The organism is Klebsiella sp. BIGb0132, from assembly GCF_024810075.1.
GTDB lineage: Bacteria > Pseudomonadota > Gammaproteobacteria > Enterobacterales > Enterobacteriaceae > Klebsiella > Klebsiella terrigena.
The window spans coordinates 294,828-320,013 of the sequence record NZ_JANUDW010000004.1; the positions used below are offsets into that span (position 1 = coordinate 294,828).

Genomic DNA, 25,186 nt, shown 5'->3' on the forward strand with positions numbered 1-25,186 from the left:
GCGTCTGCGGAACCTCTGCAAACAGGACTCGACGATGAAAATTGCCTTTGATGTGGATGTGATTAAAGACCTCGGGATTAGCGGGATGGTGCATCAGGTCGCGGAGTGGGGCTACCGCTATATTGAGCAGTCGCCGCACCCGCAGATTAACCCGTTCTATAAGCACCCGCGCGCCGGTCGCGAAGTAATTGCCGAGTACAGGCAGGCGCTGCGCGACACCGGCGTTGAGCTCTCTTCATTTATCTGCGTCTATCGCTGGTCGGGTCCGGATGAAGCGCGTCGCCAGGCGGCGGTGAAAAACTGGAAGCGGCTGATCGAAATCGCGGTGGAGATGGGCGTCCAGGTGATCAACACCGAGTTCTCGGGCGATCCTAACCAGCCGGAGATCTGCGAAGAGATGTTCTATCGCTCGATGGAGGAGCTGCTGCCGATCTTTGAGCGCGAAGGTATTCGCGTCGAGATCCAGGCCCATCCGTGGGACTTCTGCGAAGAGAACAACGAAACCGTCGATATCGTAAAGTCGTTCCGCAGTGAAAACGTGAAGTACGTGTACAGCGTGCCGCACACCTTCTTCTATGACAAAGGGATAGGCGACGTGGAGAAGATGCTGCGCTACGCCGGCGACGATCTCTCCCACGTGCTGATCGCCGATACCCGCAACCATACCAGGCACTGCCGTTACATCGTTAACCCGCCGGGCGTTGATGCCGCCGTGCACCAGCACGTGGGCGTCGGCGAAGGGGACGTAGATTTCAACGCGCTGTTCCGCACGCTGCGCGAGATGAAATTTGCCGAACGGACGTTCAAAGTCGGCGGCGAGCCGATTGTGGCCGCCTCTCTGTTCGGCTACCCGGAGAAGATGAAGTACCAGGCAGTGGAAACCCGTGAACTCATCGAACGTGAATTGCTGCGTCGTTAAGACGCGGCGGCAGGAGCAACCTAATGAACAAAGATAATATCAAACTCGCTATCGCCCCGATCGGCTGGACTAACGACGACATGCCGGAGCTGGGCGGCGAAAATACCTTCCAGCAGATCGTCAGCGAAATGGCGCTGGCGGGCTTTAGCGGCAGCGAAGTCGGCAGTAAATATCCCCGCGATCCGGCGGTGCTGCAGCCGATGCTGGCGATCCGCGGTATCCAGATCTGCAACGCCTGGTTTAGCACCTTTTTTGCCGACGGGCAGCGCGAAAAAACCATTGATGAATTCGTTAACCATATGAATTTCCTCCATGCGATGGGGGCGAAGGTGATCGGCTGCTCCGAACAAAGCGGCAGCATCCAGGGGCTGGACAAGCCGATTCTGGCCGACGCCAAGCCGTGCTTTAGCGAAGAGGAGTGGCAGCGGGTTGCCGAGGGCTACAACACCCTGGGGCGCCTGGCTGCGGAAAAAGGGATGCAGGTTTGCCTGCACCACCACATGGGAACCGGCGTTCAAACGACGGCAGAGATCGATAAGTTTATGTCGCTGGTGGATGATGGCGTCTTCCTGCTGTACGACACCGGCCACGCCTGGTACTCCGAAGGCGGCGCGGAGCCGATGCTGGCGATCCTCAAAAAATATCTGCCGCGTATCAACCACGTGCACCTGAAGGACGTACGCCCGGCGGTGATTGAGCAGGTGCGCCGCGAGGGGCTTTCCTTCCTCGACGGCGTGAAGAAGGGCACCTTTACCGTGCCCGGCGACGGCGCGATCGATTTCCGTCCGGTATTTAAGCTGCTGGATGATTTTGGCTACAAGGGCTGGATGGTAGTGGAAGCCGAGCAGGATCCGGCGCTGGCCAACCCCTTCGAATATGCGCTGAAGGCGCGGAAATATATTCGCGAAACGGCAGGAATTTAATCGTTGTTTCACTTCAGGCCATGCAGCAGCGTGGCCTGCTTTTTCCCGGCGCCGTGCGCTAATCAAATCAACACGTCAGTGAGGCCATCGCCTCTGCATTCAGACCAGAGCGGATCTCCCCCTACAAGGCAGGTTACTGGAGTCTTTTATGTCAAAGGAACAATATCTCACCCTCAACAGGGCCTCGGGGCCCAATAGCGACGCCCCGACCACGCCGTTTGTGAAGGTCGTTGCGCTGATAGCAACGCTCGGCGGTTTGCTGTTCGGCTACGATACCGGCGTTATCTCCGGCGCATTGCTGTTTATGGGCAATGAACTGCATCTCACCCCGTTCACCACCGGCCTGGTGACCAGCTCGCTGCTGTTCGGTGCCGCGTTCGGCGCGCTGCTTTCCGGCTATATGGCCAGCGCGGCGGGTAGAAAGAAAATCATCCTCTGGCTGGCGGTTATCTTCGCCATTGGCGCCATCGGTACCGCGCTGGCGCCCGACGTTAACTGGATGATTTTCTTTCGCCTGGTGCTCGGCGTGGCGGTTGGCGGCGCGGCGGCAACCGTGCCGGTCTATATCGCCGAAATGGCGCCGGCGAACAAGCGCGGGCAGCTGGTGACGCTGCAGGAGCTGATGATTGTCTCGGGCCAGCTGCTGGCCTATATCTCGAACGCGGGCTTCCACGCCGTATGGGGCGGGGAGAGTACCTGGCGCTGGATGCTGGCGGTCGCCACGCTGCCCGCCGTGCTGCTGTGGTTTGGCATGATGTTTATGCCGGATTCGCCGCGCTGGTACGCGATGAAGGGGCGCCTGGCGGAAGCGCGTCGGGTTCTGGAGCGCACTCGGCGCAAAGAGGACGTCGAGTGGGAGCTGATGGAGATCAGCGAAACGCTCGATGAGCAGCGCAGTCTCGGCAAGCCGCGGTTCCGCGAAATTATGACTCCGTGGCTGTTTAAGCTGTTTATGATTGGTATCGGTATTGCCGTTATTCAGCAGCTTACCGGCGTAAATACCATTATGTACTACGCGCCAACGGTGCTGACGTCGGTGGGGATGAGCGATAACGCCGCGCTGTTTGCCACCATCGCCAACGGGGTGGTGTCGGTATTGATGACCTTTGTCGGCATCTGGATGCTGGGTAAAATTGGCCGCCGGACGATGACCATGATCGGCCAGTTTGGCTGTACCGCCTGCCTGGTGTTTATCGGCGCGGTGAGCTATTTGCTGCCGGAAACCGTCAACGGCCAGCCGGACGCGCTGCGGGCCTATATGGTGCTGGTGGGCATGCTGCTGTTCCTCAGCTTCCAGCAGGGCGCGCTGTCGCCGGTGACCTGGCTGCTGCTGTCGGAGATCTTCCCCACCCGCCTGCGCGGGATCTTTATGGGCGGGGCGGTGTTCTCAATGTGGATCGCCAACTTCATGATTTCGCTCTTCTTCCCGATCCTGCTGTCGTGGATTGGCCTCTCCGGAACCTTCTTTATCTTCGCCGGGATCGGCGTGTTTGGCGCGCTGTTCGTCATTAAATGCGTGCCGGAAACCCGCAACCGCAGCCTCGAGCAGATTGAGCACTATCTGCAGGACCGGCTTGATACCAGCGAAGAGCGCAAGGCCGCGCGTAAGGTGTGGGCCGAATCCCAGGCGGATAAGGCCTAAGCCAGCGTTAATCCAACGAATCCCGTCAGGCCCGGCGCCTGGCGGGGAGACGGGCCTGCTCTCCTGCAGCCCCGCGATCCTGTAGTCCGCACCGGCGCCGCGCGCTATCTTCGGTATTTTCCCCGCCCGTATTGCGCCTGATGAAAGCAGAGTTTGCCGCGTATTGAGGATTGTCTCCGCCTCCGCTGCGCTGACCGGGGCGATAGATCAGCGCCGTTGCAGCATTATGTGATCCAGCCTGAAAAACCGGCACTTACGTCCGCAACCCCATTTACCTTCCCTTTCCCGGCAGCATAGTATGATCGTTAAATAAACGAACGCTGTTCTACAATGTAGAACAAAAATAGCGAGCAATGCTTCAGCAAGGAGATCTCATGCAGCAGACCGTGCAGTTCTCGGGGATTATTCCGCCTGTTTCCACCATCTTTACCGCCGACGGCCAGCTTGATAAGCCGGGCTTCGCGGCGCTGATTGACGATACGATCGCCGCGGGCGTTGACGGCCTGTTCTTCCTCGGCAGCGGCGGGGAGTTCTCGCAGCTCGGCACCGAAGAGCGCAAGGCGGTTGCGGCGTTCGCCATCGGCCACGTCGATCGGCGGGTGCCGGTTCTGATTGGTACCGGCGGCACCAACGCGCGGGAGACTATCGAGCTCAGCCAGCACGCGCAGGCGGCGGGGGCTGACGGCATTGTGGTGATTAACCCCTACTACTGGAAAGTGTCGGAACAGAACCTGATCCGCTACTACCAGCAGGTGGCGGACTGCGTGACGCTGCCGGTTATTCTCTATAACTTCCCGGCGCTCAGCGGCCAGGACCTGACGCCAGCGCTGGTCAAAACCCTGGCGGATTCGCGCAGCAATATCGTCGGCATCAAGGACACCATCGACTCCGTAGCCCATCTGCGCAGCATGATCCTGACCGTAAAGGCGGCGCACCCGAACTTCTCGGTGCTCTGCGGCTACGACGATCACCTGTTCAATACGCTGCTGCTAGGCGGCGACGGGGCGATCTCGGCCAGCGCTAACTTTGCGCCGCAGCTGTCGGTTAAGCTGCTGCAGGCCTTCCGCGACGGCGACCTGGCGCAAGCGGCGCACTATCATCAGACGCTGCTGCAAATCCCGCAGATCTACCAGCTCGATACGCCGTTCGTGAACGTCATTAAAGAGGCGACGGTCCTGTGCGGCCGGCCGCTGTCAACGCACGTGCTGCCGCCGGCCTCGCCGCTGAATGAGGCGGGCAAGGCGCAGCTCAAAGCGCTGCTGCAACGGCTCAAGCTCTGCTGATACGGAAAAAGACGATGACCATCGACAAGATTTTCACCCCGCAGGACGACGCATTCTATGCGGTCACCACCCACGCCGCTGGCCCTCAGGGCGCGCTGCCGCTGACGCCGCAGATGCTGATGGAGTCGCCGAGCGGCAACCTGTTCGGCATGACGCAGAACGCCGGCATGGGCTGGGACGCCAACAAGCTGACGGGCAAAGAGGTGCTGATCGTCGGCACCCAGGGCGGCATTCGCGCTGGCGACGGTCGGCCGATCGCGCTGGGCTACCATACCGGGCACTGGGAGATTGGCCTGCAGATGCAGGCGGCGGCAAAGGAGATCACCCGCAGCGGCGGCATTCCCTTCGCCGCCTTCGTCAGCGATCCGTGCGACGGGCGCTCCCAGGGCACCCACGGAATGTTCGACTCCCTGCCGTACCGCAACGATGCGGCGATCGTGTTTCGCCGCCTGATCCGCTCCCTGCCTACCCGGCGGGCGGTGATCGGCGTCGCCACCTGCGACAAGGGGCTGCCGGCAACGATGATCGCCCTGGCGGCGATGCATAATCTGCCGACGATCCTCGTGCCCGGCGGGGCGACGCTGCCGCCAACCTTTGGCGAAGACGCCGGAAAGGTACAGACCATCGGCGCGCGCTACGCCAACCACGAGCTGTCGCTGCAGGAAGCGGCGGAACTCGGCTGCCGCGCCTGCGCGTCGCCGGGCGGTGGCTGCCAGTTTTTAGGCACCGCCGGCACCTCGCAGGTGGTGGCGGAGGCGCTGGGGATGGCGCTGCCGCATTCGGCGCTGGCCCCGTCCGGGCAGGACGTGTGGCTGGAGATCTCCCGCCAGTCGGCAAGGGCGGTGAGCGAGCTGGATAATCGCGGCATTACCACCCGCGATATCCTGACCGATAAGGCTATCGAAAATGCGATGGTGCTCCACGCCGCGTTTGGCGGCTCGACCAACCTGCTGCTGCATATTCCGGCCATTGCCCATGCGGCGGGCTGCACCATTCCCGACGTTGACCACTGGACGCGGATCAACCGCAAGGTCCCGCGGCTGGTCAGCGTGCTGCCCAACGGCCCGGACTATCATCCGACGGTGCGCGCGTTCCTCGCCGGCGGCGTGCCGGAAGTCATGCTGCACCTGCGCGATCTTGGCCTGCTGCACCTGGACGCCATGACGGTCACGGGCCAGACGGTCGGGGAAAACCTCGACTGGTGGCAGGCCTCTGAGCGTCGGCAGAAGTTCCGCCAGTGCCTGCTGGAGCAGGACGGCGTCGATCCGGATGACGTGATCCTGCCGCCGGAGCGCGCCAGGGCGAAAGGGCTCACCTCGACGGTGGCCTTCCCGGTGGGCAACATCGCGCCGGAAGGGTCGGTCGTCAAAGCCACGGCCATCGACCCGTCGGTGGTGGGCGACGACGGCGTGTATCGCCACACCGGCCGGGCGCGGGTATTTGTCTCGGAGGCGCGGGCGATCGGGGCGATTAAAAACGGCGAGATTGAGCGGGGCGATATCATGGTGGTGATCGGCGGCGGGCCGTCCGGCACCGGCATGGAGGAGACCTACCAGCTCACCTCGGCGCTGAAGCACGTGTCGTGGGGCAAAACGGTTTCGCTGATCACCGACGCGCGCTTCTCCGGCGTCTCGACCGGCGCCTGTTTTGGCCACGTCGCGCCCGAGGCGCTGGCGGGCGGGCCCATTGGCAGGCTGCGCGATAACGACATTATCGAGATCGTGGTTGACCGCCTGGCCCTGACCGGCAGCGTGAACTTTATCGGCACGGCGGAGGCGCGCCTGACGCCGGAAGAGGGCGCCCTGGCGCTGGCGGCGAGAGCGCCGCATCCGGATCTGCACCCTCACGATTTTTTACCGGACGATACGCGCCTCTGGGCCGCGCTGCAGTCGGTGAGCGGCGGCACCTGGAAAGGCTGTATTTATGATACCGATAAAATTATTGAGGTTATTAACGCCGGTAAAAAAGCCCTCGGCTTATAAATAATTAAGCGTTGATTTTAGCCTGCGGAATATATTCCGCGGGCGAATTTTCATTGGCCTAAAAAGGCTATTTTTCGAGAATTTTATTATTTAATAAGCCATTAAAAATAAAAGCTAAAAATATTTTTTTCCGTTTTCGATTTATACCGACCGTAATCACAAAAACCAAAAAACATAATTCATAAATTAAAAATGGTCATTGCCGTAAAAACGAGCAGCTCATTACACTCTATTAACACGACAACGTGAATTAGGCACACGCATCACGGGTGTTTTCCTGACGACGCTGCGGCTATTTTTTTGCCCTCTTCAGGCCCCTGACGTTTGCATCATTCCACTCTCTGGGGTTGGGGATAAATATGCAATTAACCATGAAAGATAAAATTGGCTACGGGCTAGGTGACACCGCCTGCGGCTTTGTCTGGCAGGCAACGATGTTCCTGCTGGCCTATTTCTATACCGACGTCTTTGGGCTCTCCGCCGGGGTGATGGGCACGCTGTTTTTAGTTTCGCGCGTGCTGGATGCCGTCACCGATCCGCTGATGGGGCTGCTGGTGGATCGCACCCGTACCCGCCACGGTCAGTTCCGCCCGTTCCTGCTGTGGGGGGCGATCCCGTTTGGCCTCGTCTGCATGCTGACCTTCTACACGCCGGACTTCTCCGCGCAGGGTAAAATCATCTATGCCAGCATCACCTATATCCTGCTGACGCTGGTGTACACCTTCGTCAACGTGCCCTACTGTGCGATGCCGGGGGTGATCACCGCCGATCCGAAAGAGCGCCACACGCTGCAGTCGTGGCGCTTTTTCCTTGCTGCCGCCGGATCGCTGGCGATCAGCGGTATCGCGCTGCCGCTGGTGGGGATCATCGGCAAGGGCAACGAGCAGGTGGGCTACTTTGGCGCGATGTGCGTGCTGGGGCTGACCGGCGTGGTGCTGCTGTACGTCTGCTTCTTTACCACCAAAGAGCGCTACACCTTTGAGGTACAGCCGGGCGCCTCGGTGATGAAAGATCTCAGGCTGCTGTTCGGCAATACCCAGTGGCGGATCATGTGCACTTTCAAAATGATGGCGACCTGTTCCAACGTGGTGCGCGGCGGGGCGACGCTCTACTTCGTCAAATACGTAATGGATCACCCGGAGATGGCGATGCAGTTTCTGCTGTACGGCAGCATCGCCACCATGTTCGGCTCGCTGGCCTCGTCGCGCCTGCTGGGGCGCTTCGATCGGGTGAAGGCCTTCAAAGGGATTATCGTCGTCTATTCGCTGTTAAGCCTGCTGCTGTTCTTTATCCCTGCCGAACATATTGCGCTGATTTTCGCGCTCAACATTGTTTTCCTGTTCATCTTTAACACCACCACGCCGCTGCAGTGGCTGATGGCTTCCGACGTGGTGGATTACGAAGAGAGCCGCAGCGGCCGCCGCCTCGACGGCCTGGTGTTCTCCACCTATCTGTTCAGCCTGAAGATTGGCCTGGCGATCGGCGGCGCGGTGGTGGGCTGGGTTCTCGCCTTTGTGAACTACTCCGCCAGCAGCAGCGTGCAGCCGGTGGAAGTGCTCACCACCATTAAAATCCTGTTCTGCGTGGTGCCGGTGGTGCTCTACGTCGGCATGTTCATCATGCTCTCACTTTACAAGCTGAGCGATGAGCGCGTTGAGGCCATCAGCCAGCAGCTGCTTAAGCATCGCGCGGCGCAGAGTGAAGACGTTCCCGGCGCCGCGGCCGCAGCATCCAATTAAGAGGGAGACAATATGTATACGATTACTAACCCGATTTTGACCGGCTTCAACCCCGACCCGTCGCTGTGCCGGCAGGGCGAGGATTACTACATCGCGACGTCCACCTTTGAGTGGTTTCCGGGCGTGCGTATTTACCACTCGCGGGATTTGAAAAACTGGTCGCTGGTCAGTACGCCGCTGGACCGCGTGTCGATGCTGGATATGAAAGGCAACCCTGACTCTGGCGGTATCTGGGCGCCGTGCCTGAGCTACGCCGACGGCCTGTTCTGGCTGCTGTATACCGATGTGAAGATCGTTGATTCGCCGTGGAAAAACGGCCGCAACTATCTGGTGACCGCTCCGTCCGTCGAAGGCCCGTGGAGCGAGCCGATTGCGATGGGCAACGGCGGGTTTGACCCGTCGCTGTTTCACGATAGCGACGGCCGCAAATACTACATCTATCGCCCGTGGGGGCCGCGCCACCACAGCGATCCGCACTGTACCATCGTCATGCAGGAGTACTTCCCGCAGACGCAAACCCTGGCGAAGACGCGCAAAACCCTGTTTACCGGCACCGACCTGCGCTATACCGAAGGGGCGCACCTGTACCGCAAAGAGGGCTGGTACTACCTGCTGGTGGCGGAGGGCGGCACCAGCTACGAGCACGCGGTGGTGGTGCTGCGGGCGAAAAATATCGACGGGCCCTACGAGCTCTCTCCGGAGGTGACGCTGATGAGCAGCTGGCACCTGCCGGAGAACCCGCTGCAGAAAAGCGGCCACGGTTCGCTGCTGGAGACGCATACCGGCGAGTGGTATATGGCGTACCTCGTCAGCCGCCCGCAGCGCCTGCCCGGCGTGCCGCTGCTGGCATCCGGCGGGCGCGGCTACTGCTCGCTGGGGCGTGAGACCGGCATTACGCCCGTCGCCTGGCGCGACGGCTGGCCGGTCATCGAGGGCGGCAAGCACGCGGCGCTGACGGTGCCCGGCCCGCAGATGACGGAAAGCAAAGCGGCGGCAGAGCCGGCGTGGTGCGACGAGTTCGACGGCGCAGCCCTCGACCCGGAGCTGCAAACCCTGCGCATTCCCTTCGATGAGACGCTCGGCTCCCTCAGCGCCCGGCCGGGCTATCTGCGCCTGTACGGCAACGATTCGCTCAACTCCACCTTTACCCAGTCCACCGTGGCGCGGCGCTGGCAGCACTTTGCCTTCCGCGCCGAAACGCGGATGGAGTTTGCGCCGGAGAACTTCCAGCAGAGCGCCGGTTTAACCTGCTATTACAACACCAAAAACTGGAGCTACTGTTTTGTCGACTTCGAAGAGGGGCGGGGCAGAACGCTGAAGGTGCTGCAGCTCGACCACAACGTGCCTTCCTGGCCGCTGCACGAGCAGCCGATCCCGGTGCCGGACGAGGCGCAGAGCGTGTGGCTGCGGGTGGACGTCGACCACCTGGTGTACCGCTATAGCTATTCGTTTGACGGCGAGAACTGGCACCGGGTGCCTGTCGACTATGCGGCGTGGAAGCTGTCGGACGACTATATCGGCGGTCGCGGGTTCTTTACCGGGGCGTTCGTCGGCCTGCACTGCGAGGACATCAGCGGCGACGGCTGCTACGCTGATTTTGACTACTTCCGCTACCTGCCGGTAGAGGCGTAGGCCATCAGGCCGGGTAGCCCAGCGCTTTTGACAGCTGGCGCCCGGCCTCTTCCAGCTGCAGCCGGTAGCGGGTGAGCTCGTCGTCGTCCACCCGCGAGGTAAGGGTGGAGAGGCTCAGGGCGGCAATCACCCGCGATTCATGATTCCACACCGGTACCGCCACGCAGCGCACGCCCTGTTCGTTCTCTTCGCTGTCGAGGGCGTAGCCCCGGGCGCGGGTTTGCGCCAGGACATCCAGCAGCGCCTCGCGGGAGGTGATGGTCGCGGGCGTGAAGGCGGTGTACTGATAGCCATCGAGCAGGGGATCCCGCTCGGCGTCGCTCAGCCAGGCCATCAGCACCTTGCCGATGGCGGTGGCGTGCACCGGCAGGCGGCGGCCAATGCGCGAGTAGGCGATAGCGGCGAGCCGGCCTTCGATCTTCTCTATATAGACCCCTTCGCGGCCGTCGAGAATACCGAGATGGGTGGTCTGCCCGGTATGCTGCGAGAGCTCCGTCAGCCAGCCCTTCGCCTTCTGGCGGATATCCATTGAGCCCACCACAAAGTGGCCGCGCTCCACCAGCTTCATGCCGAGGCGGTATTTGCCGTTTTCCGGGTTCTGATCGATATAGCCGTGCAGCTGCAGGGTTTTGAGCAGCGAATGGAGCGTGCTTTTGCTCAGGCCCATTTGCTTGCTGATGTCGGTGATTTTGAGCTCCTTCGCCTGGTCGTTAAACAGATCGAGGATCGTCAAGGCACGTTCAACAGACTGAATAATAGGCATTATGTACGACCATTCGCGCGGGGGGAGGGTGAAAAAGTACCTTTTTTACGCTGAAAAATCAAACGGCTGGGGTGAAAACTCCTCGTCGCCCCGCTCGGCGCAGTGCGGCCGTCGGGGCGACGAGGCGCGGGCTTACTTTATCTCGGCGAGCGCGGTTTTATCCACGTAGGGCTTCATCAGGGCATCGGCCTCTTTCTGCGCTGCCTCGACCGCCGCTTCCGGGGTGACCTTCGCATCGTTGACCACCGCCGCCAGCTGGTTCTCCATCGCCTTACGTACCGCGACGGTCTCCCAGGTGGAGTACCACGGATGGGCGTATTTCAGCTGCTCCAGGGCGATGGCCGCGCGCGGGTCCTGCTGCAGATAGGCCTTCATTTCCGGCGTATCGTAGGCCGCTTTGCGCGGGGAGAAGTAGCCGGTGAAGCGGCTCCACTCGCCGTTGATCTTCGGGCTGACGAGGTAAGTGAGGAACTGGTAGGCCGCCTTTTTCTGCGCGTCGGAAATGCCTTTAAAGCTCACCAGGCTGGCGCCGCCGATCGGTACCGCGCGCTGCTCTTTGGCCGGCAGCATCGCCACGCCGAGCTCGAAGTCTTTGCTATTTTCGCGCATAAAGCCCAGCGCGCCGGTGCTCAGCATCGCCATCCCGACCTTGCCGGAGAAGAAGGACGCGCTGATCTGCTTCGAGTTGAGCACGCCGGAGGGCATCACCTTGTCCTGATAGACCAGGTTCTGCCAGAAGCGCAGAGCGCCGATGGTAGTCGGGGCGTTGTAATAGACTTCGCCAGGGTAGTCTTCGTTAAAGTACTTCCCGCCGTTGGCGCGCACCAGCGCCGAGAAGATCCAGCCGCCGTAGTCGTCGTTGGTGGACGGCAGCATAATGCCCCACTGGCCTTTGCTCTCGTCGGTCAGCTTTTTGGCATCCGCCAGCAGCTCGGCCCAGGTCTGCGGCGGCTGCTTGATCCCGGCCTGCTCGAACAGGGTTTTGTTGTAGTAGAGGATCGGCGTCGAGTTATGGAACGGAATGGCGTAAGTGGTGCCCATTACCTGGGCGTTTTTGTGCATCGCCGGCCAGAACTCTTTGACCAGGAAATCCCCGGCCTTCTGGTCGCCGTATTTGAACAGCTCGTCCATCGGCAGGATCTCATCCTTGAGCGCGAGGTCGGTGGTGAAGTTGGCGGACATAATCACCAGCGCCGGCGGCTGCCCGGCCTTCTGCGCCGACTCGGCTTTGATCTTGGTGGTGTCGTAGTTGCCGGTAAAGATCCCGCGTACCTCCACGTCCTGCTGCGAGTCGTTAAAGGCCTTGATGACGCGGGTCATCTCCATGGTCAGCTTGCCGTCTACCGGCGCCGGGAACATGAAATCGATCTTCTCTTTCGCCAGCGCTGCGCCGCTTAGCGCGAGCGAAAGCCCGACCGCTGTCAGAGTTTTAAGCATGGTCAATCTCCTGGAGTAAGCGCCTGATGAGCGGGCGCTAAATTGTGCTGTTGCTCAGCATGAAAAAGATGAATATCCCCGGGCGAAAAGCCGAGGATCAGCGAGTCGCCTTTCTCCGGCACCGCGCCGCGATGGCGGCGGCTAAAGCGCAGGGTGCCGATGGGGGTGCTGACGTGGAGCAGGTAATCGGCCCCCATCAGTTCTCGTTGCAGCACGGTGGCGGGCAGGCGCAGGTGGCCCTCCTCCACGCGATCGCTGATATGTTCCGGGCGAAGGCCTAGCCAGACGCGGGACTCGTCGCGATAGCCCGGCGGCAGCGGATGACGCAGCTCGCCGAGCCGCACCTCGCCGTCGGCGCAGGGCAGCGACAGCAGGTTCATCGCCGGGGAGCCGATAAACCCGGCGACGAACAGATTGGCCGGGTGGGCGTAGAGGTGCTCCGGGCGCCCGACCTGCTGCACGTGGCCGGCGTTCATCACCACGATGCGGTCGGCCATCGACATCGCCTCGGTCTGGTCGTGGGTGACGTACACGGTGCTGGTTTTCAACTGCTGGTGGAGGTCCATAATGCTGTCGCGCACCTCGCTGCGCAGGCGCGCATCGAGGTTGGAGAGCGGCTCATCCATCAGGAACAGGCGCGGATTGCGCACGATGGCGCGGGCCATCGCCACCCGCTGGCGCTGGCCGCCGGAGAGCTTCGCCGGCTTGCGATCCAGCAGGGCGTCCAGCTGCAGCATCTGTGCGACGTTATCCACCCGCGGCTGCCAGCTGGCCTTCTCTTCCTTGCGCACCTTCATGCCGAAGGTGATGTTGTCGCGCACCGACAGATGCGGAAACAGGGCGTAGTTCTGGAAGATCATCGCGAAGTTGCGCTCGCGCGGCGACATATCGGTGATGTTCTGCTCGTGCAGCCAGATTTCACCGTCGCTGACCCGATCGAGCCCGGCCAGCAGGCGCAGCAGGGTGCTTTTGCCGCAGCCGGAGGGGCCGACCAGCACCACGAACTCGCCCTCGTGAATATCCAGCGACAGGGCGCTAAGGGCCGGCTTGCCGTCGAAGCGTTTGGTGATATTTTGCAGACTCAGCATCGTGATTAGCGCTCTTGCGTCGGGCAGCTGATGTTTTCGTCATACAGCCACGGCCCGGCATAGTGCGCCAGCGAGTGCTGGTAGCTCACCCACTGCTCGCCCACCTGGCGATGCATCAGGCAGGAGGCCGGCGACAGGTCGTAGTACGGGCGGGTATCTTCGTGGAAATAGGGCACCTGATGGACGGTTCCCGGCACGGTGGAGATAATCGCCTGGCGGTGCTGGGTCATCGTCAGGCTATGGTTGTGGCCGCAGAAAATGCGCGTCAGCGACGGGAAGCGCTCCACCAGCGCCAGCAGGCGATAGCCGTTTTCACAGGCGATGGGGTCCATCTGGGCGTTACCCAGCGGCAGCGGCGGATGGTGCATAAACACCGTCGCCGGCTTATCGCCGCCGTCGAACAGCTGGGCTTCCAGCCATTTAATGGTTTCGTCGGTCAGCCAGCCGCTGGAGGTGCCGGCGCGGCTGGAGTCGATAAACAGCAGGCGGGTGGCAAAATCGTCTACCGCGTAGTGCATGTTCTGCGGGTCGCTGCCGAGCTGCGGGCACAGCGGATGCAGGTATTCGAGAAACAGCGCTTTATCGTCGTGGTTGCCGGGAATGAGATACAGCGGATAGTTCAGGCCGCTGAGGATCTGGCGGGCCGCCTCGTACTCCTCCGGGCGGCCGCAGTTGACGATATCGCCGCTGATCACCACCGCGTCCGGACGCTCCTGCAGGGCGTTGAGCTGGGAAACCACGTCGGCGTTGGCGGCATTAACGTCGATAAAGCCGTACAGCTTCTGGCCGTGGCTGCGGAAGTGGGTATCGGAAATTTGCGCTAACAGCATCAATAACTCCTTATTTGATCCCGGAGAAGCCGAAGCTTCGCAGGAACTGTTTCTGGAAAAGAATGAACGCCAGCATCAGCGGCAGGCAGACCATCAGCGTCCCGGCGCCGATGGTGCCCCACTGGCCGCCGGATTCGGCGCCCATGGCGAAGGAGACCAGCCCCACGGTCAGCACCTGCTTATCGGGATCGTTGAGCATCATCAGCGGCCACAGGTATTCGTTCCAGTGGTAGGTAATGCTGACGGTGGCGAAGGCCAGCACCGACGGCCAGGACATCGGCAGCAGCACGCGGAACAGCACCTGCCACCAGCGGCAGCCCTCCATCAGCGCCGCCTCCTCCAGCTCTTTGGGGATGGCGAGGAACGCCTGGCGCATCAGGAACACGCCGAACGCCGAGGTGAAGTAGGGCATCATCACCCCGGTGAGGGTGTTGAGCAGGCCGAAGGTTTTCAGGGTCAGCATGTTCGGCACCATCATCACCACCGGCATGATCATCAGCTGCACCAGGAACAGCAGGAACAGGGTCTGCTTGCCGCGGAACTCGTGGCAGGCGAAGACGTAGCCGGCGGTGGTGATGGTCAGCAGCTGCACGCAGAAGGTGCCGAAGGTGAAGATCAGGGTGTTGGCATAGAGGCTCAGCCAGTCGGCGCTGGCCCAGGCATCGCGGAAGTTATCGAGGGTCAGCGGCAGCCTGGGCAGCAGCGAGGCCATATCCTCGCCGAAGGTGGTGGCGCTGAACGAGGTTGCCAGCATCCAGATAAACGGGCTCACCCACAGCAGCGCCAGGCAGCACATCAGCACGCTGAGGGTAAAGGGCTGCGAACGGCGCAGGCGCAGCCACAGCGGGCGCGCTGCGGCCGGAGAGCGCACGGCCAGGGGCGAGATTTCAGCGCTCATGGTGGGCTCCTTTTTCCAGCAGTCTGAGGTTAAGCAGCGAGAAGGCGAACAGCCCGGCCAGCGTCAGGAAGGTGGCGGCGGAGGCTTTGCCGAGGTCGTGGGTATCCCACGCCAGGTTCTGGATGTAGTAGAGCAGGACGGTGGTGGCGTTGTCCGGCCCGCCGCGGGTCATCACCGCCACGTGGTCAATCTGGGTGATGGAGTAGATCAGCGCCGTGGTGATGACGAAGCTGAGAGTCGGGCGCAGCAGCGGCAGGGTGACCTTAAAGAACACCTGGCTGCGGGTGGCGCCTTCCATAATCGCCGCTTCGCGGGCCGAGGCCGGGATGCTCTGCAGGCCGGCGAGGAAAAACAGCATGTAGTAGCCGGCAAACTTCCACACCCCGATCAGCGCCAGCGCCAGCAGGGCGGTGTTGCTGCGCCCCAGCCAGTTGTTGTTCATCGGGCCGACGATCTTCGCCAGGTAGTGGTCGAGCAGGCCGAGGCCGGGCATAAAGATAAACAGCCACAGCGCGGCGGCGCTGACCATCGGGATAATCATCGGGAAGAAGAAGGCGGTGCGCAGCCAGCGGTTGACGCGGTGGTTTTCGCTCAGCGCCACTGCCAGCAGCAGGGCCAGCGTCACGCCCGGCACCACCGTCAGCAGGATATAGATCAGGTTGTTGACCAGCGACTGCCAGAAGACGCTATCGGCGAACAGGCGGGTGAAGTTATCGAGGCCGACGAACTGCGCGCCGTCGCTCACCATCCGGGTATCGAACAGGCTGTCGTAGACCGATCGCCCCAGCGGGAACCAGGTAAAGAGCAGTAAAAACAGCAGCGAAGGTGACAGTATTAGCCAGGGGAGCCAGCTTTTTCTCATAACGGCGACGTCTCAATCGGGCATTGTCGAAGCACGGATTGTGAGAAGCTTTGACTGCAAAAGTATGGCGGGAAGATGACTGTTTAATGACCGGGGGCGCAGCTGCCGGGCAGACGGACCGCCCGGCGGAGAGGTTACAGATATCCTGAATCACCGGCGCTCAGGCAGCGTATAGGCGGCCTGAGCGCGGCGGAGATCGTCAGAAGTCGGCTTTCAGCACCACCCGATAGCGGGCCTTGCCTTCGCGCACGTGCTTGAGCGCCTCGTTGATTTGCGACATCGGGAACAGCTCGGTGGTTGGCGCCACTTTGCTGCGTCCGGCGAACTTCATCAGCTTGCGCAGCTCGGACGGGTTGCCGGTCGCCGAACCGGAGATGCTGCGGTCGCCGCCGATCAGGGTGAAGGCGGGAACCGGGAACGGCTTCATCACCGCGCCGACGGTATGGAAGTTGCCGCCCCAGGAGAGGGCCTCGAAGTACGGCTGCCATTCGAGATCCACCGCCACGGTGTTGATGATCAGGTCGAACTGGCCGGCCAGCGCTTTTAGGGCTTCGGGATCGCGGCTGTTGACCACGCGATCGGCGCCCATCGCCAGCACTTCCTGCTCTTTCGCCGGGTTGGAGCTGAAGGCGGTGACCTCCGCGCCCATCGCGCGCAGCAGCTTGATGGCGATGTGGCCGAGGCCGCCGATGCCGATGACCCCGACGCGGCTGGTGGCGGTGACACGATGCATCAGCAGCGGTTTAAAGACGGTGATGCCGCCGCAGAGCATCGGGCCGGCGGATTCAATATCGATGCTTTCCGGCAGGGGGATCACCCACTGCCAGTCGGCGCGCAGCTTATCGGCAAAGCCGCCGCGGTTGATGATGGTCGGCACCGAGCCTTCCAGGCAGTTGATCTGGTTGCCGCTGATACAGGCGTCGCAGTGTCCGCAGCTGCGCGCCGTCCAGCCGATGCCGACCTTCTGACCGACCTTCAGCCCCTTCTCCTGCGCCGCGCTGCCCAGCGCCGCGACGCGGCCAATGATTTCATGCCCGGCAACCAGCGGGTAGCTCGACATGCCCCATTCGTTGTCGATCATCGACAGGTCCGAGTGGCAGATGCCGCAGTACTCCACCTTGACCTCGACATCTTCCGGCCGGAGTTCGCCGGCGTCGTATTCCCACAGCGACAGATCGGCGCCCGCTTCTTTGGCGGCGTAGCTTTTAATTATGCTCATGACGGTTTCCTTGGGTTTGGCGTAGATAATCAGGAAGTGTAGAGCATTGGGGGTGGCGACGCTTGGCAGAAGGAGGTGTGGGGGGAGGGGCGTGGGTGGGGCGAGAAACGAAGAGCGGCCAGGGTTCCCCCCGGCCGCGAGGGGAAGGGAGCAGAGGCTCAGGCCTTCAGCAGCAGCGCATTCAGCCAGGTTTCGCTGCGGTCCGGGCGCTTATCCAGGGTTTGCCACATCCGCGTGATGTCGATATCCACCAGCGCGGCGACCAGCGCCGCGAGGCCCGCTTCATCGAGGTCGGTAAAACGTCGCCCCTCTTTTTCGCGCTCGCCGGTCCCGTATTTAAACGAGACGTACCAGACGCCGCCGGGTTTAAGCGCCGTCGCCAGCCGCTGCATCACGCCGGGAAGCTCATCGCCAGGCACGTGCAGCAGCGATGCGCAGCACCAGATCCCATCGTAGCGCGCGGTTTCGCTGATGTCGGTAAAGCTGCGCTGGCGGACCGGCAGCCCGCTGTAGCGCGCCGCCCGCGCCACCATTTCCGAGGAGGCGTCAAAGGCCTCGACCTGATAGCCCATCTCTGCAAAAGCTTTCGCATCGCGCCCGGAACCGCAGCCGGCATCGAGGATCAGCTCCGGCGGGGTTAGCGCCTCAACGAAGGGGGCGTACAGGGAGGACATATCGACAGCGACGGTGGCGGTAAAAAAGCTGTCGGCGTTGTGTTGGTAGTAGTTGATGGTCATCAGAAGATATCCGGCCCGGCGGCCTGGGGCTCCCATTCATGAAGCAGGGTAATACGCGCGGTATTCCAGGCGTTGTTTAAAAAATCATGCCTGCGCGCCGGGGTGCTCCCGGTCTGGCGGATGAGCGTTTCGCGCAGCGGCAGGTGGCTGGTAATAAAATATTCGTTCCTGTCGCGCAACCGGTAGAGTAATTTTTGCGACGGCACCCGCATAAATTTGCCCCGTTCGCCGCGGTTGCAGCTCCGGCAGGCGAGGACCAGATTCCAGACGCCGTTGATGTTGCCCACCTCCTGACGGGCGCTCCACGGGATAAAGTGGTCGACGTCGGCCAGGTTCTCGTCGCCGCTATCGAGGCTAACCGGTGCGTAGCAGTAGAAGCATCGTCCTTTTTGGTAGCCATTGAGGCTGCCGCGACAGCTGGAGATAGCTACCCGACGGGCGCTGCTGGCGCTGAACAGCTGCTGTTCGGCCGCATCGTACTCGATGGCGATTAGGCTGCGGGAGACGTTCATCGCCCACGCCTGCTCGACCAGCCGCCAGCGGGCCTCGGTTTCATGGATCAGGTTCGGGTACTGCTGGCGCTCCGTCAGCTGGTAAAAGCTGTCGGTCAGGCGGATGCCCTTATGCGTTTTGCGCTCGTCGATAAAAAATCGCGTATCGATTTCGCCCTGATTGACGTTATGAAACTTATCCAGCACCACGCTAAAGCCGAGCTTCACCGTGGCGGCGGTGAGCCGATCCTGGTTTATCTCCCGGCGGTTAAAGCTGTCGCAGGTATTAAGGAACTGGCTTCTGGCGGAGGTGATCTGCTTCGGCGCCTGCTGCAGATGGCGGCACAGATGCTGGCAGAAGGGCAGCGCCAGGTCTTCGAGCAGGATCAGGTCGCTGCCGTCGCGGCGGACGTCGTACAGGGCATGGGCCAGCGCGAACTTGTAGGAGGCGACGTTCTTGCCAAACAGAATAATGCCGCGCCAGTAGTTCTCCAGCGTGGGTTCGATCTGATAGAAACGCATAGCGGGCACCCTGTTATTGGGAAAGTATCGGCGTTATTACGCGAACCAATAACAGGATCTGATAACAAATGGCTGAAAATGTAAACCGCCCTGAAGCGTTTGCAGTTTTTTGCGAGCAGGTTCGGAGATAAGGTCCTGAGAGAGCAGGGGAGCACGCGGGTTAGCGCGGCATAAGGCGGGTTACGCTGTTTTTTTCGACACTTAGCGTAGCCGGCATACGCTGTTGCTTGCATGGCAGCCAACGACAGGTATAATCCACAACGTTTCCGTATCCCTTCTGTGCCGGAGTGGCGAAATCGGTAGACGCAGTTGATTCAAAATCAACCGTAGAAATACGTGCCGGTTCGAGTCCGGCCTTCGGCACCATTCACTTTAATTTCTTATTAAACAGTGAGTTAGACGTAAAATTCTATCTCATTTGCATGTAAGAAATGTAATAAGTCTTTCACCAGAAATTGCCGCTTAGTTAGTAGTGGCAGATCTTCGGGAATACTATCTCATAGCGGCGTGTAGTTCCAAGCTTCAAACACGTACAGTACTCAACTTGAAAAGCTATGACGTTGCCCACGTCTCTAAACCATCCCAAAACTTTCATTCGTTCCACACTTTGCGCGGTGTTCCGTAATGCCATGTCGAGAGACAGCACAGGGAATAAACAGGCGATAGATGGGAATCCTAACCAGATCGGGAAAGTATCTGGCTCTGCCACGGTTTCAGCCACCGGACTATAACGGCTACCTGATAAGAGAATGAGTGAAAGCAGAACACAGATGACGCCTACGGCGCTGATCGGTTAATACCCCATCACGGCGCTTATTGGCTTCTATTGCTCAAATCATCAAGTGGTGAAGAGAACGCATAGCTCAGGCCAAAGGGGGAGACCATAGTTCAATCGCTACAAATGGATAATGTAGTGGTAAAAGTCTCCCCTTAAGCGGTATCTTTACAAGCTAAAATCGAAAGGGTTAAACAGCACTATTTTATTAACTGGCAATGTTCGGATTTTTACTTGGGCATCTTCTAAAATAGCGCCCCTGATCGATGAATCCGCAGATGGTGAGTCAGCCTCTTTGCGAATTTCATTAAACACTCGGTTAATGACATTTGCTGCTTCTTGGTGATTCAAACCTCTTAGCTCTGAACTCATCAGCATTAGGGTATTAAGATTTTCTGTGTTATGGAAAACTTCGCCTTTAGGCCCAAGGGTATCTATCGCGCGGACTATGCGTAACGCTTCTTTTTTGATATTAGAGAATGCTACAGCTTTTGATACAACAATCCCCATGTAGCCACCTGTAACGAGGCTCATAACGAGATTAATGATAAAATCACCCATTAACTACTCTCCATTTCAGATTTTTTAACAGCTTTATAATTTAGTTATGTACTTTAAGAATAACACAACTATAAAGGTAGGCGTATGTTAGAAGATGTTTATAACCTATTTTACTTTGCCTCAAGTGACGACCGAATAACGCATGTTGGCATAGTTGCACACAAAGTGAATGGTACTGATGAAGAGAAGATAAACCACTTAAAGAAGCACATTTATTCTGACGTAGCTATTTGTGAACATTATGATGTAGACCCAAGTGCTTTAGGTGAAGAACAGTTTTTATCAAATAGCCGGTTTTCGGCTATGGCAAGAGTTGGTAATCCACTCATAGTATTTGATACAGCTTTGCAGGCTAAAAATGCTTCTCGTAATCCATTAGTAATCTATACAGCGATTAAAAATGGCCAAGTTCAAATCGACGCATCCATTCCAGCAGATAAAGAAGTAAGAATAAGTGATTTTACAGCCAATAGCGTCCCTGGAGTAAAAGAAATGCCCGATTACCTTGATAAGTATTTTGTGAATGGAGTGTTAAAATTCAAGGAGTTACTTGTTGACGATCACGTAAAGCCTATTCATTTACTCTTCAAGAATAAACATTATCTCTCCAGTATTAAATTACTAATGTCATTTATTGATACCATAGGCTATTTGGAGTTTGGAGGGGTGAATAAAGCATTTCCTAAATGGCTGGATAGATATTGTGATCTTACAAGTCTTGAAATAACATCTGGAGAGTTATACGAGTTAAGACATTCACTTCTACACATGACGAATCTTAATTCACGCAAAGTGATGCAGGGTGATGAAAGAAGGATTAGCTATTCAATTGCCCCTCAAGGTACACCGACTCGAACACATTCAGGAATTACATTCTTCAATTATGTAGACTTTATACCTCTATTTGAGGAAGGGATGAATAAATGGATAGCAACTTACGACAGCGAGAAGCTAACAACCTTTGTAGAACGCTATGATCAAATTCTAAGAGAAAATTATTAATTCTCAGTTTCGAATGACATAGCCGCCTTGCAATTCTGGCTTGCTGGAACCTCAACAGTGCGCGTGATGTTATGCCCTGTGTAAACGCATAGGGCTGTTCTGCCATTCTCCACACGTTCAACATCAGTTAGCGTTACCTGCAAAGCTGACGCCTTAGCAGCTCCCAAGCACAGTAAAATAATGGCTAATGCTTTATTCATCTCAAACCTCCCCCGCCGTGGGCGACTCCAAAAGGCCATGCCTCCACTCTACAGCTGATCAAGGAAAATATCCCATCTCAACGGCTGCATTGCTAAGCGCCGCGCATCCTGCCGAAATCCTCATTCCGCAAAATCCCAAAATATCAGGACGGCTGATCCTGTAAGCATACCCGTTTTAGTTCCACACACTTTTTGAGATTTCCGGTTTCTCAGCCATCAGCCGGTATTCTTCCGGCGTCAGGTTATTCAGGGATTCATGGGGCCGCTCGAAATACGACTCGTTGACCAAAACTCAAAAGATGAAGCATCACCATATTTACCTGCAACCGCATGAGAAAGGAGTGTTTGTTCTGGTAAGCGATGCTCAGCCTACAAATCCTACTATTGCACGGCCTAAGCTGGTAGAAAATCTGCTGATATGGGATGCTCAAGGTAAGGCCGTCGATGTATTTAACCACCCGTTAACTGGTGCTTACCTCAATAGCTTCACCCTGGATATGCTCAGGAGCGGCGAAAGTAGTAAGAGTTCGATTTTTGCCAAGCTTTCCCGATTGATGGTTGAGAACTAACACGGTCTATAACCTTCGTCCCTTAATCACGAATTCTCCCCCACCGACTCAGTGTGGGGGAGTTGACCCAGCTCACTTTTTAACTATCGCTGTTTGAAATTTATGCGTTATTTCTGCGTATTACATTCCATTTTGTCCCCCCTGACGCCACCCTTCATGTTATCTTTAAGGCCCTCTTTTTTATCGCAGTGTGCAGCGACATATCGCTCGGGATAGTGTTATCACCACTGCCTCATACAGACAGAAAAACCGATGAATGAGCAAAATTATGCACCTGGAATGCGGGTGGTTATTCGTGATGCAGAGTGGCGCATTCGCCGGGCGGATGACAGCGGAGATGGTGGTTACCTGCTGACCTGTGATGGCATTTCGGAGCTGGTACGCGGTAAAGAAGGGCTGTTTCTGACAAAGCTGGAGCAAAAAGTCGAGATTCTTGATCCAGCAAAAACAAATCTGGTGGAAGATGAGTCAGCCAATTACCAGGCGGCTCAATTGTACATAGAGAGCCAGCTACGCCAACGCGTCCCGACTGACAGCAAAGTCCATTTTGGACATCAGGCTGCGATGGATTCCATGCCCTTTCAGCTCGATCCCACGCGCATGGCACTGGCGCAACCGCGCCAGGGGATATTAATTGCTGATGCGGTAGGGTTGGGTAAAACGCTTGAAGCCGGTATCCTGGTTTCAGAGCTGATTCGCCGTGGACGTGGCAAACGCATTCTGGTGCTGGCGGTTAAATCCATGCTCACGCAATTCCAGAAAGAGTTCTGGAGCCGTTTTGCTATTCCGTTGACGCGGCTTGACTCAGCTGGTTTACAAAAGGTGCGTAACCGCATCCCAACCAACCACAACCCGTTCCATTATTTCGATAAGACCATTATCTCCATCGATACCCTGAAACAGGACATCGAATATCGCCATCACCTGGAAAACGCCTGGTGGGATATTATTGTTATCGATGAAGCGCATAATGTCGCTGAACGTGGGACCAGCTCTTTGCGCAGCAAACTGGCAAAATTGCTCGCCGGGCGCAGCGATACGCTGATTATGCTTTCAGCTACGCCGCATGACGGCAAAGCTGAAAGTTTTGCCAGCCTGATGAACATGCTCGACCCGACAGCCATTGCCAATCCGAAAGAGTATGAATACGCCGATTTTGCCGATAAAAATCTGGTTGTGCGTCGCTTCAAAAAAGACGTAAAAGATCAGATGGCTGGCGAGTTTCCGGAGCGCAATATCGTCAAATTGATGCGCCCGGCAACCGGAGCTGAAGAGGAAACCTACCGCCGATTGGTTGAGAGTCAGTTCCGTGACGATGATGATGAAGACTCGCGGTCAAATAAGGGCCGCCTGTTCAAAATTACGCTCGAAAAGGCGTTGTTCTCCAGTCCAATGGCATTTGCCAGCGTGGTGGCTAACCGCCTGAAGCGGCTTGAGAACCACAAAGAAATAAACAGTCAGAGCCAGATTAACGAATTAGAGTCACTGCTGCTGGCGCTCCATAATATTGATGCCAGTCAGTTCAGCAAGTATCAGTTGTTGCTGGAGACCATCCGAAACGATCTCCGCTGGAAAGCGAATAACACGGAAGATCGTTTGGTGATCTTTACCGAGAGTATCAAAACGCTCGAGTTCCTTGAGCAGCAACTGCGTTCCGATCTCAAGCTGAAAGACGATCAAATTGACACGTTGCGAGGCGATCAGGGGGATACAGTTCTCATGAAAACCGTCGAAGCGTTTGGCAAATCCCAGTCTCCGCTACGCCTGCTCATCTGCTCGGATGTCGCGTCTGAAGGTATCAACCTGCACCACCTCAGCCATAAAATGATTCACTTCGATATTCCGTGGTCGCTGATGGTATTCCAGCAGCGTAACGGACGTATTGACCGCTACGGGCAAAAACACCAGCCACAGATCCGCTACTTGCTGACTGAAGCCAACGAACCGCAGATCAACGGTGATATGCGCGTGCTGGAAGTGCTGATCAATAAAGACGAACAGGCGCAGAAGAATATCGGTGACAGCTCCGAATTTACCGGCAAATTTACGCAGGAAGAGGAAGAAGAGCAGGTTGCTGAATTCATGATGCAGGACGATGGTGCCAGCCTGTTCGATGATCTGTTGAATAGCAATGTCACTGAAAATACTGGAAACGACCTGTTTGGCGAAATCTGCAGCGCAGTGTCCAACGATGCCTCAGCCGTGACCGAAAGCGACATTACCCTGTTTGATAATGAGCAGGCATACTGCGAAAAAGTGCTGGGCTATCTGAAGGCCAGCGGCCAGACCGTGCAATACGAGACCTTGCCTGATAACACCTTATCGCTGGTCGCACCGGAGGAGTTACGCCGTCGCTTTAACCAGTTACCGCCGGAAATTGCGCCGGAAAACTGGCAGCTTTATCTAAGCCAGGACAAAACGGTTATCACGGAAGCCATTTCGCGTGCGCGCGGTGAGCAACATGCCTGGCCCGATGTGCAGTATCTCTGGCAAATTAACCCGATCGTGCAGTGGTTAGACGACAAAATTCAGTCCGCCTTTGGTCGCCACCAGGCTCCGGTATTGCGCCTGCCGCACCTGTTTGAGCCTGATGAAGATCACTTCATCCTTTCCGGGCTGTTCCCGAACCGTAAGTCGCACCCGATGGTGAACCCGTGGCTGGTGGTGAGCTTTAACCGCGAAACGTTAAGCGGTAGCCTGCCTTTTGCTGAGTTCCTGAAACGACATCCGCAATTGAGAAGCAAACTGACTAACAGTGGTGGTAAAGATCGTAACCACCAGCGTCAGCAGGATCTGCTGGAAGCGGCAATCGCACATGCGCGGGATGTGTTTGTTCACGATCGAAATGCTTTTGAGGAGCATATCAATCAGCAGCTCAACGAGCATCTGCAAAAGCTGGACGTTCTGCGTGGGCGTCAGTTGAGTCAACTGGAGCTGGATTTTGCCGATAATAAACAGCAGCTTTCAGTGAAACAGAGCCGCAAAGAACAACGTCAGCGCGAAATTGAACACAATTTTGACAGCTATATCCAATGGATTGAGGACACCATGACCACCGAAAAAGAGCCCTACATTCAGGTTATTGCTGTAATCACCGGAGCGGAGGGCTAAT

General features: G+C 58.0%; 21 protein-coding genes and 1 tRNA gene. 11 read left to right on the top strand and 11 right to left on the bottom strand.

Features of this window, described 5'->3' with window-relative positions; all coding sequences use genetic code 11:
- Positions 1 to 34: 34 nt before the first annotated feature.
- From M2416_RS14670 to M2416_RS14700, 7 genes are all read left to right on the top strand, one after another.
- A complete protein-coding gene (locus M2416_RS14670) occupies positions 35 to 919 on the top strand; it encodes a sugar phosphate isomerase/epimerase family protein (protein WP_259225393.1) in 885 nt (294 codons plus the stop codon).
- Between the two features lie 23 nt (positions 920 to 942).
- On the top strand, positions 943 to 1,842 hold the full coding sequence (gene iolE / locus M2416_RS14675; protein ID WP_159867408.1) for a myo-inosose-2 dehydratase: 900 nt from the start codon (positions 943 to 945) through the stop codon (positions 1,840 to 1,842).
- Positions 1,843 to 1,990: 148 nt separating this feature from the next.
- Positions 1,991 to 3,484, top strand: a complete 1,494-nt coding sequence (locus M2416_RS14680) for a sugar porter family MFS transporter (RefSeq protein WP_041143806.1) — start codon at positions 1,991 to 1,993, stop codon at positions 3,482 to 3,484.
- A gap of 374 nt (positions 3,485 to 3,858) precedes the next feature.
- A complete protein-coding gene (locus M2416_RS14685; RefSeq protein ID WP_076946974.1) occupies positions 3,859 to 4,767 on the top strand; it encodes a dihydrodipicolinate synthase family protein in 909 nt (302 codons plus the stop codon).
- A 14-nt stretch (positions 4,768 to 4,781) separates the two neighbouring features.
- Positions 4,782 to 6,749, top strand: coding sequence for a YjhG/YagF family D-xylonate dehydratase (locus M2416_RS14690; RefSeq protein ID WP_259225399.1), 1,968 nt, complete (start codon positions 4,782 to 4,784; stop codon positions 6,747 to 6,749).
- Positions 6,750 to 7,108: 359 nt separating this feature from the next.
- Entirely contained in the window at positions 7,109 to 8,488 is a 1,380-nt protein-coding gene (locus tag M2416_RS14695) for a glycoside-pentoside-hexuronide (GPH):cation symporter (RefSeq protein ID WP_141335058.1), read from the top strand.
- Between the two features lie 12 nt (positions 8,489 to 8,500).
- The gene (locus M2416_RS14700) at positions 8,501 to 10,120 is read left to right on the top strand and encodes a glycoside hydrolase family 43 protein (protein WP_041143810.1); all 1,620 of its coding nucleotides are present in this window, start codon (positions 8,501 to 8,503) and stop codon (positions 10,118 to 10,120) included.
- 4 nt (positions 10,121 to 10,124) lie between these two features.
- Here M2416_RS14700 and M2416_RS14705 read toward each other — a convergent pair whose 3' ends face one another.
- The 9 genes from M2416_RS14705 to M2416_RS14745 all read right to left on the bottom strand — a co-directional run bounded on the left by M2416_RS14705 (position 10,125) and on the right by M2416_RS14745 (position 18,967).
- Positions 10,125 to 10,883: an IclR family transcriptional regulator gene (locus M2416_RS14705; protein WP_259225400.1), complete on the bottom strand. Its 759-nt coding sequence runs from the start codon at positions 10,881 to 10,883 to the stop codon at positions 10,125 to 10,127.
- Positions 10,884 to 11,015: 132 nt separating this feature from the next.
- Complete coding sequence (locus tag M2416_RS14710) at positions 11,016 to 12,320, bottom strand: ABC transporter substrate-binding protein (protein WP_259225401.1); 1,305 nt, start codon at positions 12,318 to 12,320, stop codon at positions 11,016 to 11,018.
- Positions 12,321 to 12,322: 2 nt separating this feature from the next.
- Positions 12,323 to 13,408: an ABC transporter ATP-binding protein gene (locus M2416_RS14715; protein WP_259225402.1), complete on the bottom strand. Its 1,086-nt coding sequence runs from the start codon at positions 13,406 to 13,408 to the stop codon at positions 12,323 to 12,325.
- A 5-nt stretch (positions 13,409 to 13,413) separates the two neighbouring features.
- Positions 13,414 to 14,238: a phosphodiesterase gene (locus M2416_RS14720; protein WP_259225403.1), complete on the bottom strand. Its 825-nt coding sequence runs from the start codon at positions 14,236 to 14,238 to the stop codon at positions 13,414 to 13,416.
- A 10-nt stretch (positions 14,239 to 14,248) separates the two neighbouring features.
- Positions 14,249 to 15,136 (bottom strand): carbohydrate ABC transporter permease, encoded by an 888-nt coding sequence (locus M2416_RS14725; protein ID WP_259225406.1) that lies wholly within the window; start codon positions 15,134 to 15,136, stop codon positions 14,249 to 14,251.
- Positions 15,126 to 15,998, bottom strand: coding sequence for a carbohydrate ABC transporter permease (locus tag M2416_RS14730; RefSeq protein ID WP_143967785.1), 873 nt, complete (start codon positions 15,996 to 15,998; stop codon positions 15,126 to 15,128). Before M2416_RS14730 ends, M2416_RS14725 begins: the two co-directional genes overlap by 11 nt.
- A gap of 199 nt (positions 15,999 to 16,197) precedes the next feature.
- Positions 16,198 to 17,217: an NADPH-dependent aldehyde reductase Ahr gene (gene ahr, locus M2416_RS14735; protein WP_259225408.1), complete on the bottom strand. Its 1,020-nt coding sequence runs from the start codon at positions 17,215 to 17,217 to the stop codon at positions 16,198 to 16,200.
- A gap of 158 nt (positions 17,218 to 17,375) precedes the next feature.
- Positions 17,376 to 17,954, bottom strand: a complete 579-nt coding sequence (locus M2416_RS14740; protein WP_259225410.1) for a class I SAM-dependent methyltransferase — start codon at positions 17,952 to 17,954, stop codon at positions 17,376 to 17,378.
- Positions 17,954 to 18,967, bottom strand: a complete 1,014-nt coding sequence (locus tag M2416_RS14745; protein WP_259225422.1) for an HNH endonuclease — start codon at positions 18,965 to 18,967, stop codon at positions 17,954 to 17,956. The genes M2416_RS14740 and M2416_RS14745 overlap by 1 nt, the downstream gene beginning before the upstream one ends.
- 281 nt (positions 18,968 to 19,248) lie before the next feature.
- Between M2416_RS14745 and M2416_RS14750 the strand changes: the two genes are divergently transcribed.
- Positions 19,249 to 19,333 (top strand) — tRNA-Leu (locus M2416_RS14750).
- Positions 19,334 to 19,910: 577 nt separating this feature from the next.
- Here the strand turns inward: M2416_RS14750 and M2416_RS14755 are convergent.
- Positions 19,911 to 20,303 carry a hypothetical protein gene (locus M2416_RS14755; protein ID WP_259225423.1) on the bottom strand — a complete coding sequence of 131 codons (393 nt, stop codon included), beginning with the start codon at positions 20,301 to 20,303 and terminating at the stop codon, positions 19,911 to 19,913.
- A gap of 84 nt (positions 20,304 to 20,387) precedes the next feature.
- Between M2416_RS14755 and M2416_RS14760 the strand changes: the two genes are divergently transcribed.
- The gene (locus tag M2416_RS14760) at positions 20,388 to 21,305 is read left to right on the top strand and encodes a hypothetical protein (protein ID WP_259225424.1); all 918 of its coding nucleotides are present in this window, start codon (positions 20,388 to 20,390) and stop codon (positions 21,303 to 21,305) included.
- Here the strand turns inward: M2416_RS14760 and M2416_RS14765 are convergent.
- The gene (locus tag M2416_RS14765; RefSeq protein ID WP_259225425.1) at positions 21,302 to 21,505 is read right to left on the bottom strand and encodes a hypothetical protein; all 204 of its coding nucleotides are present in this window, start codon (positions 21,503 to 21,505) and stop codon (positions 21,302 to 21,304) included. The genes M2416_RS14760 and M2416_RS14765 overlap by 4 nt on opposite strands.
- A 341-nt stretch (positions 21,506 to 21,846) precedes the next feature.
- Here M2416_RS14765 and M2416_RS14770 point away from each other — a divergent pair, with 341 nt between their 5' ends.
- Complete coding sequence (locus M2416_RS14770) at positions 21,847 to 22,074, top strand: hypothetical protein (protein WP_259225426.1); 228 nt, start codon at positions 21,847 to 21,849, stop codon at positions 22,072 to 22,074.
- A 252-nt stretch (positions 22,075 to 22,326) separates the two neighbouring features.
- Positions 22,327 to 25,185, top strand: a complete 2,859-nt coding sequence (locus M2416_RS14775) for a DEAD/DEAH box helicase (protein WP_259225427.1) — start codon at positions 22,327 to 22,329, stop codon at positions 25,183 to 25,185.
- Position 25,186: the final 1 nt, after the last annotated feature.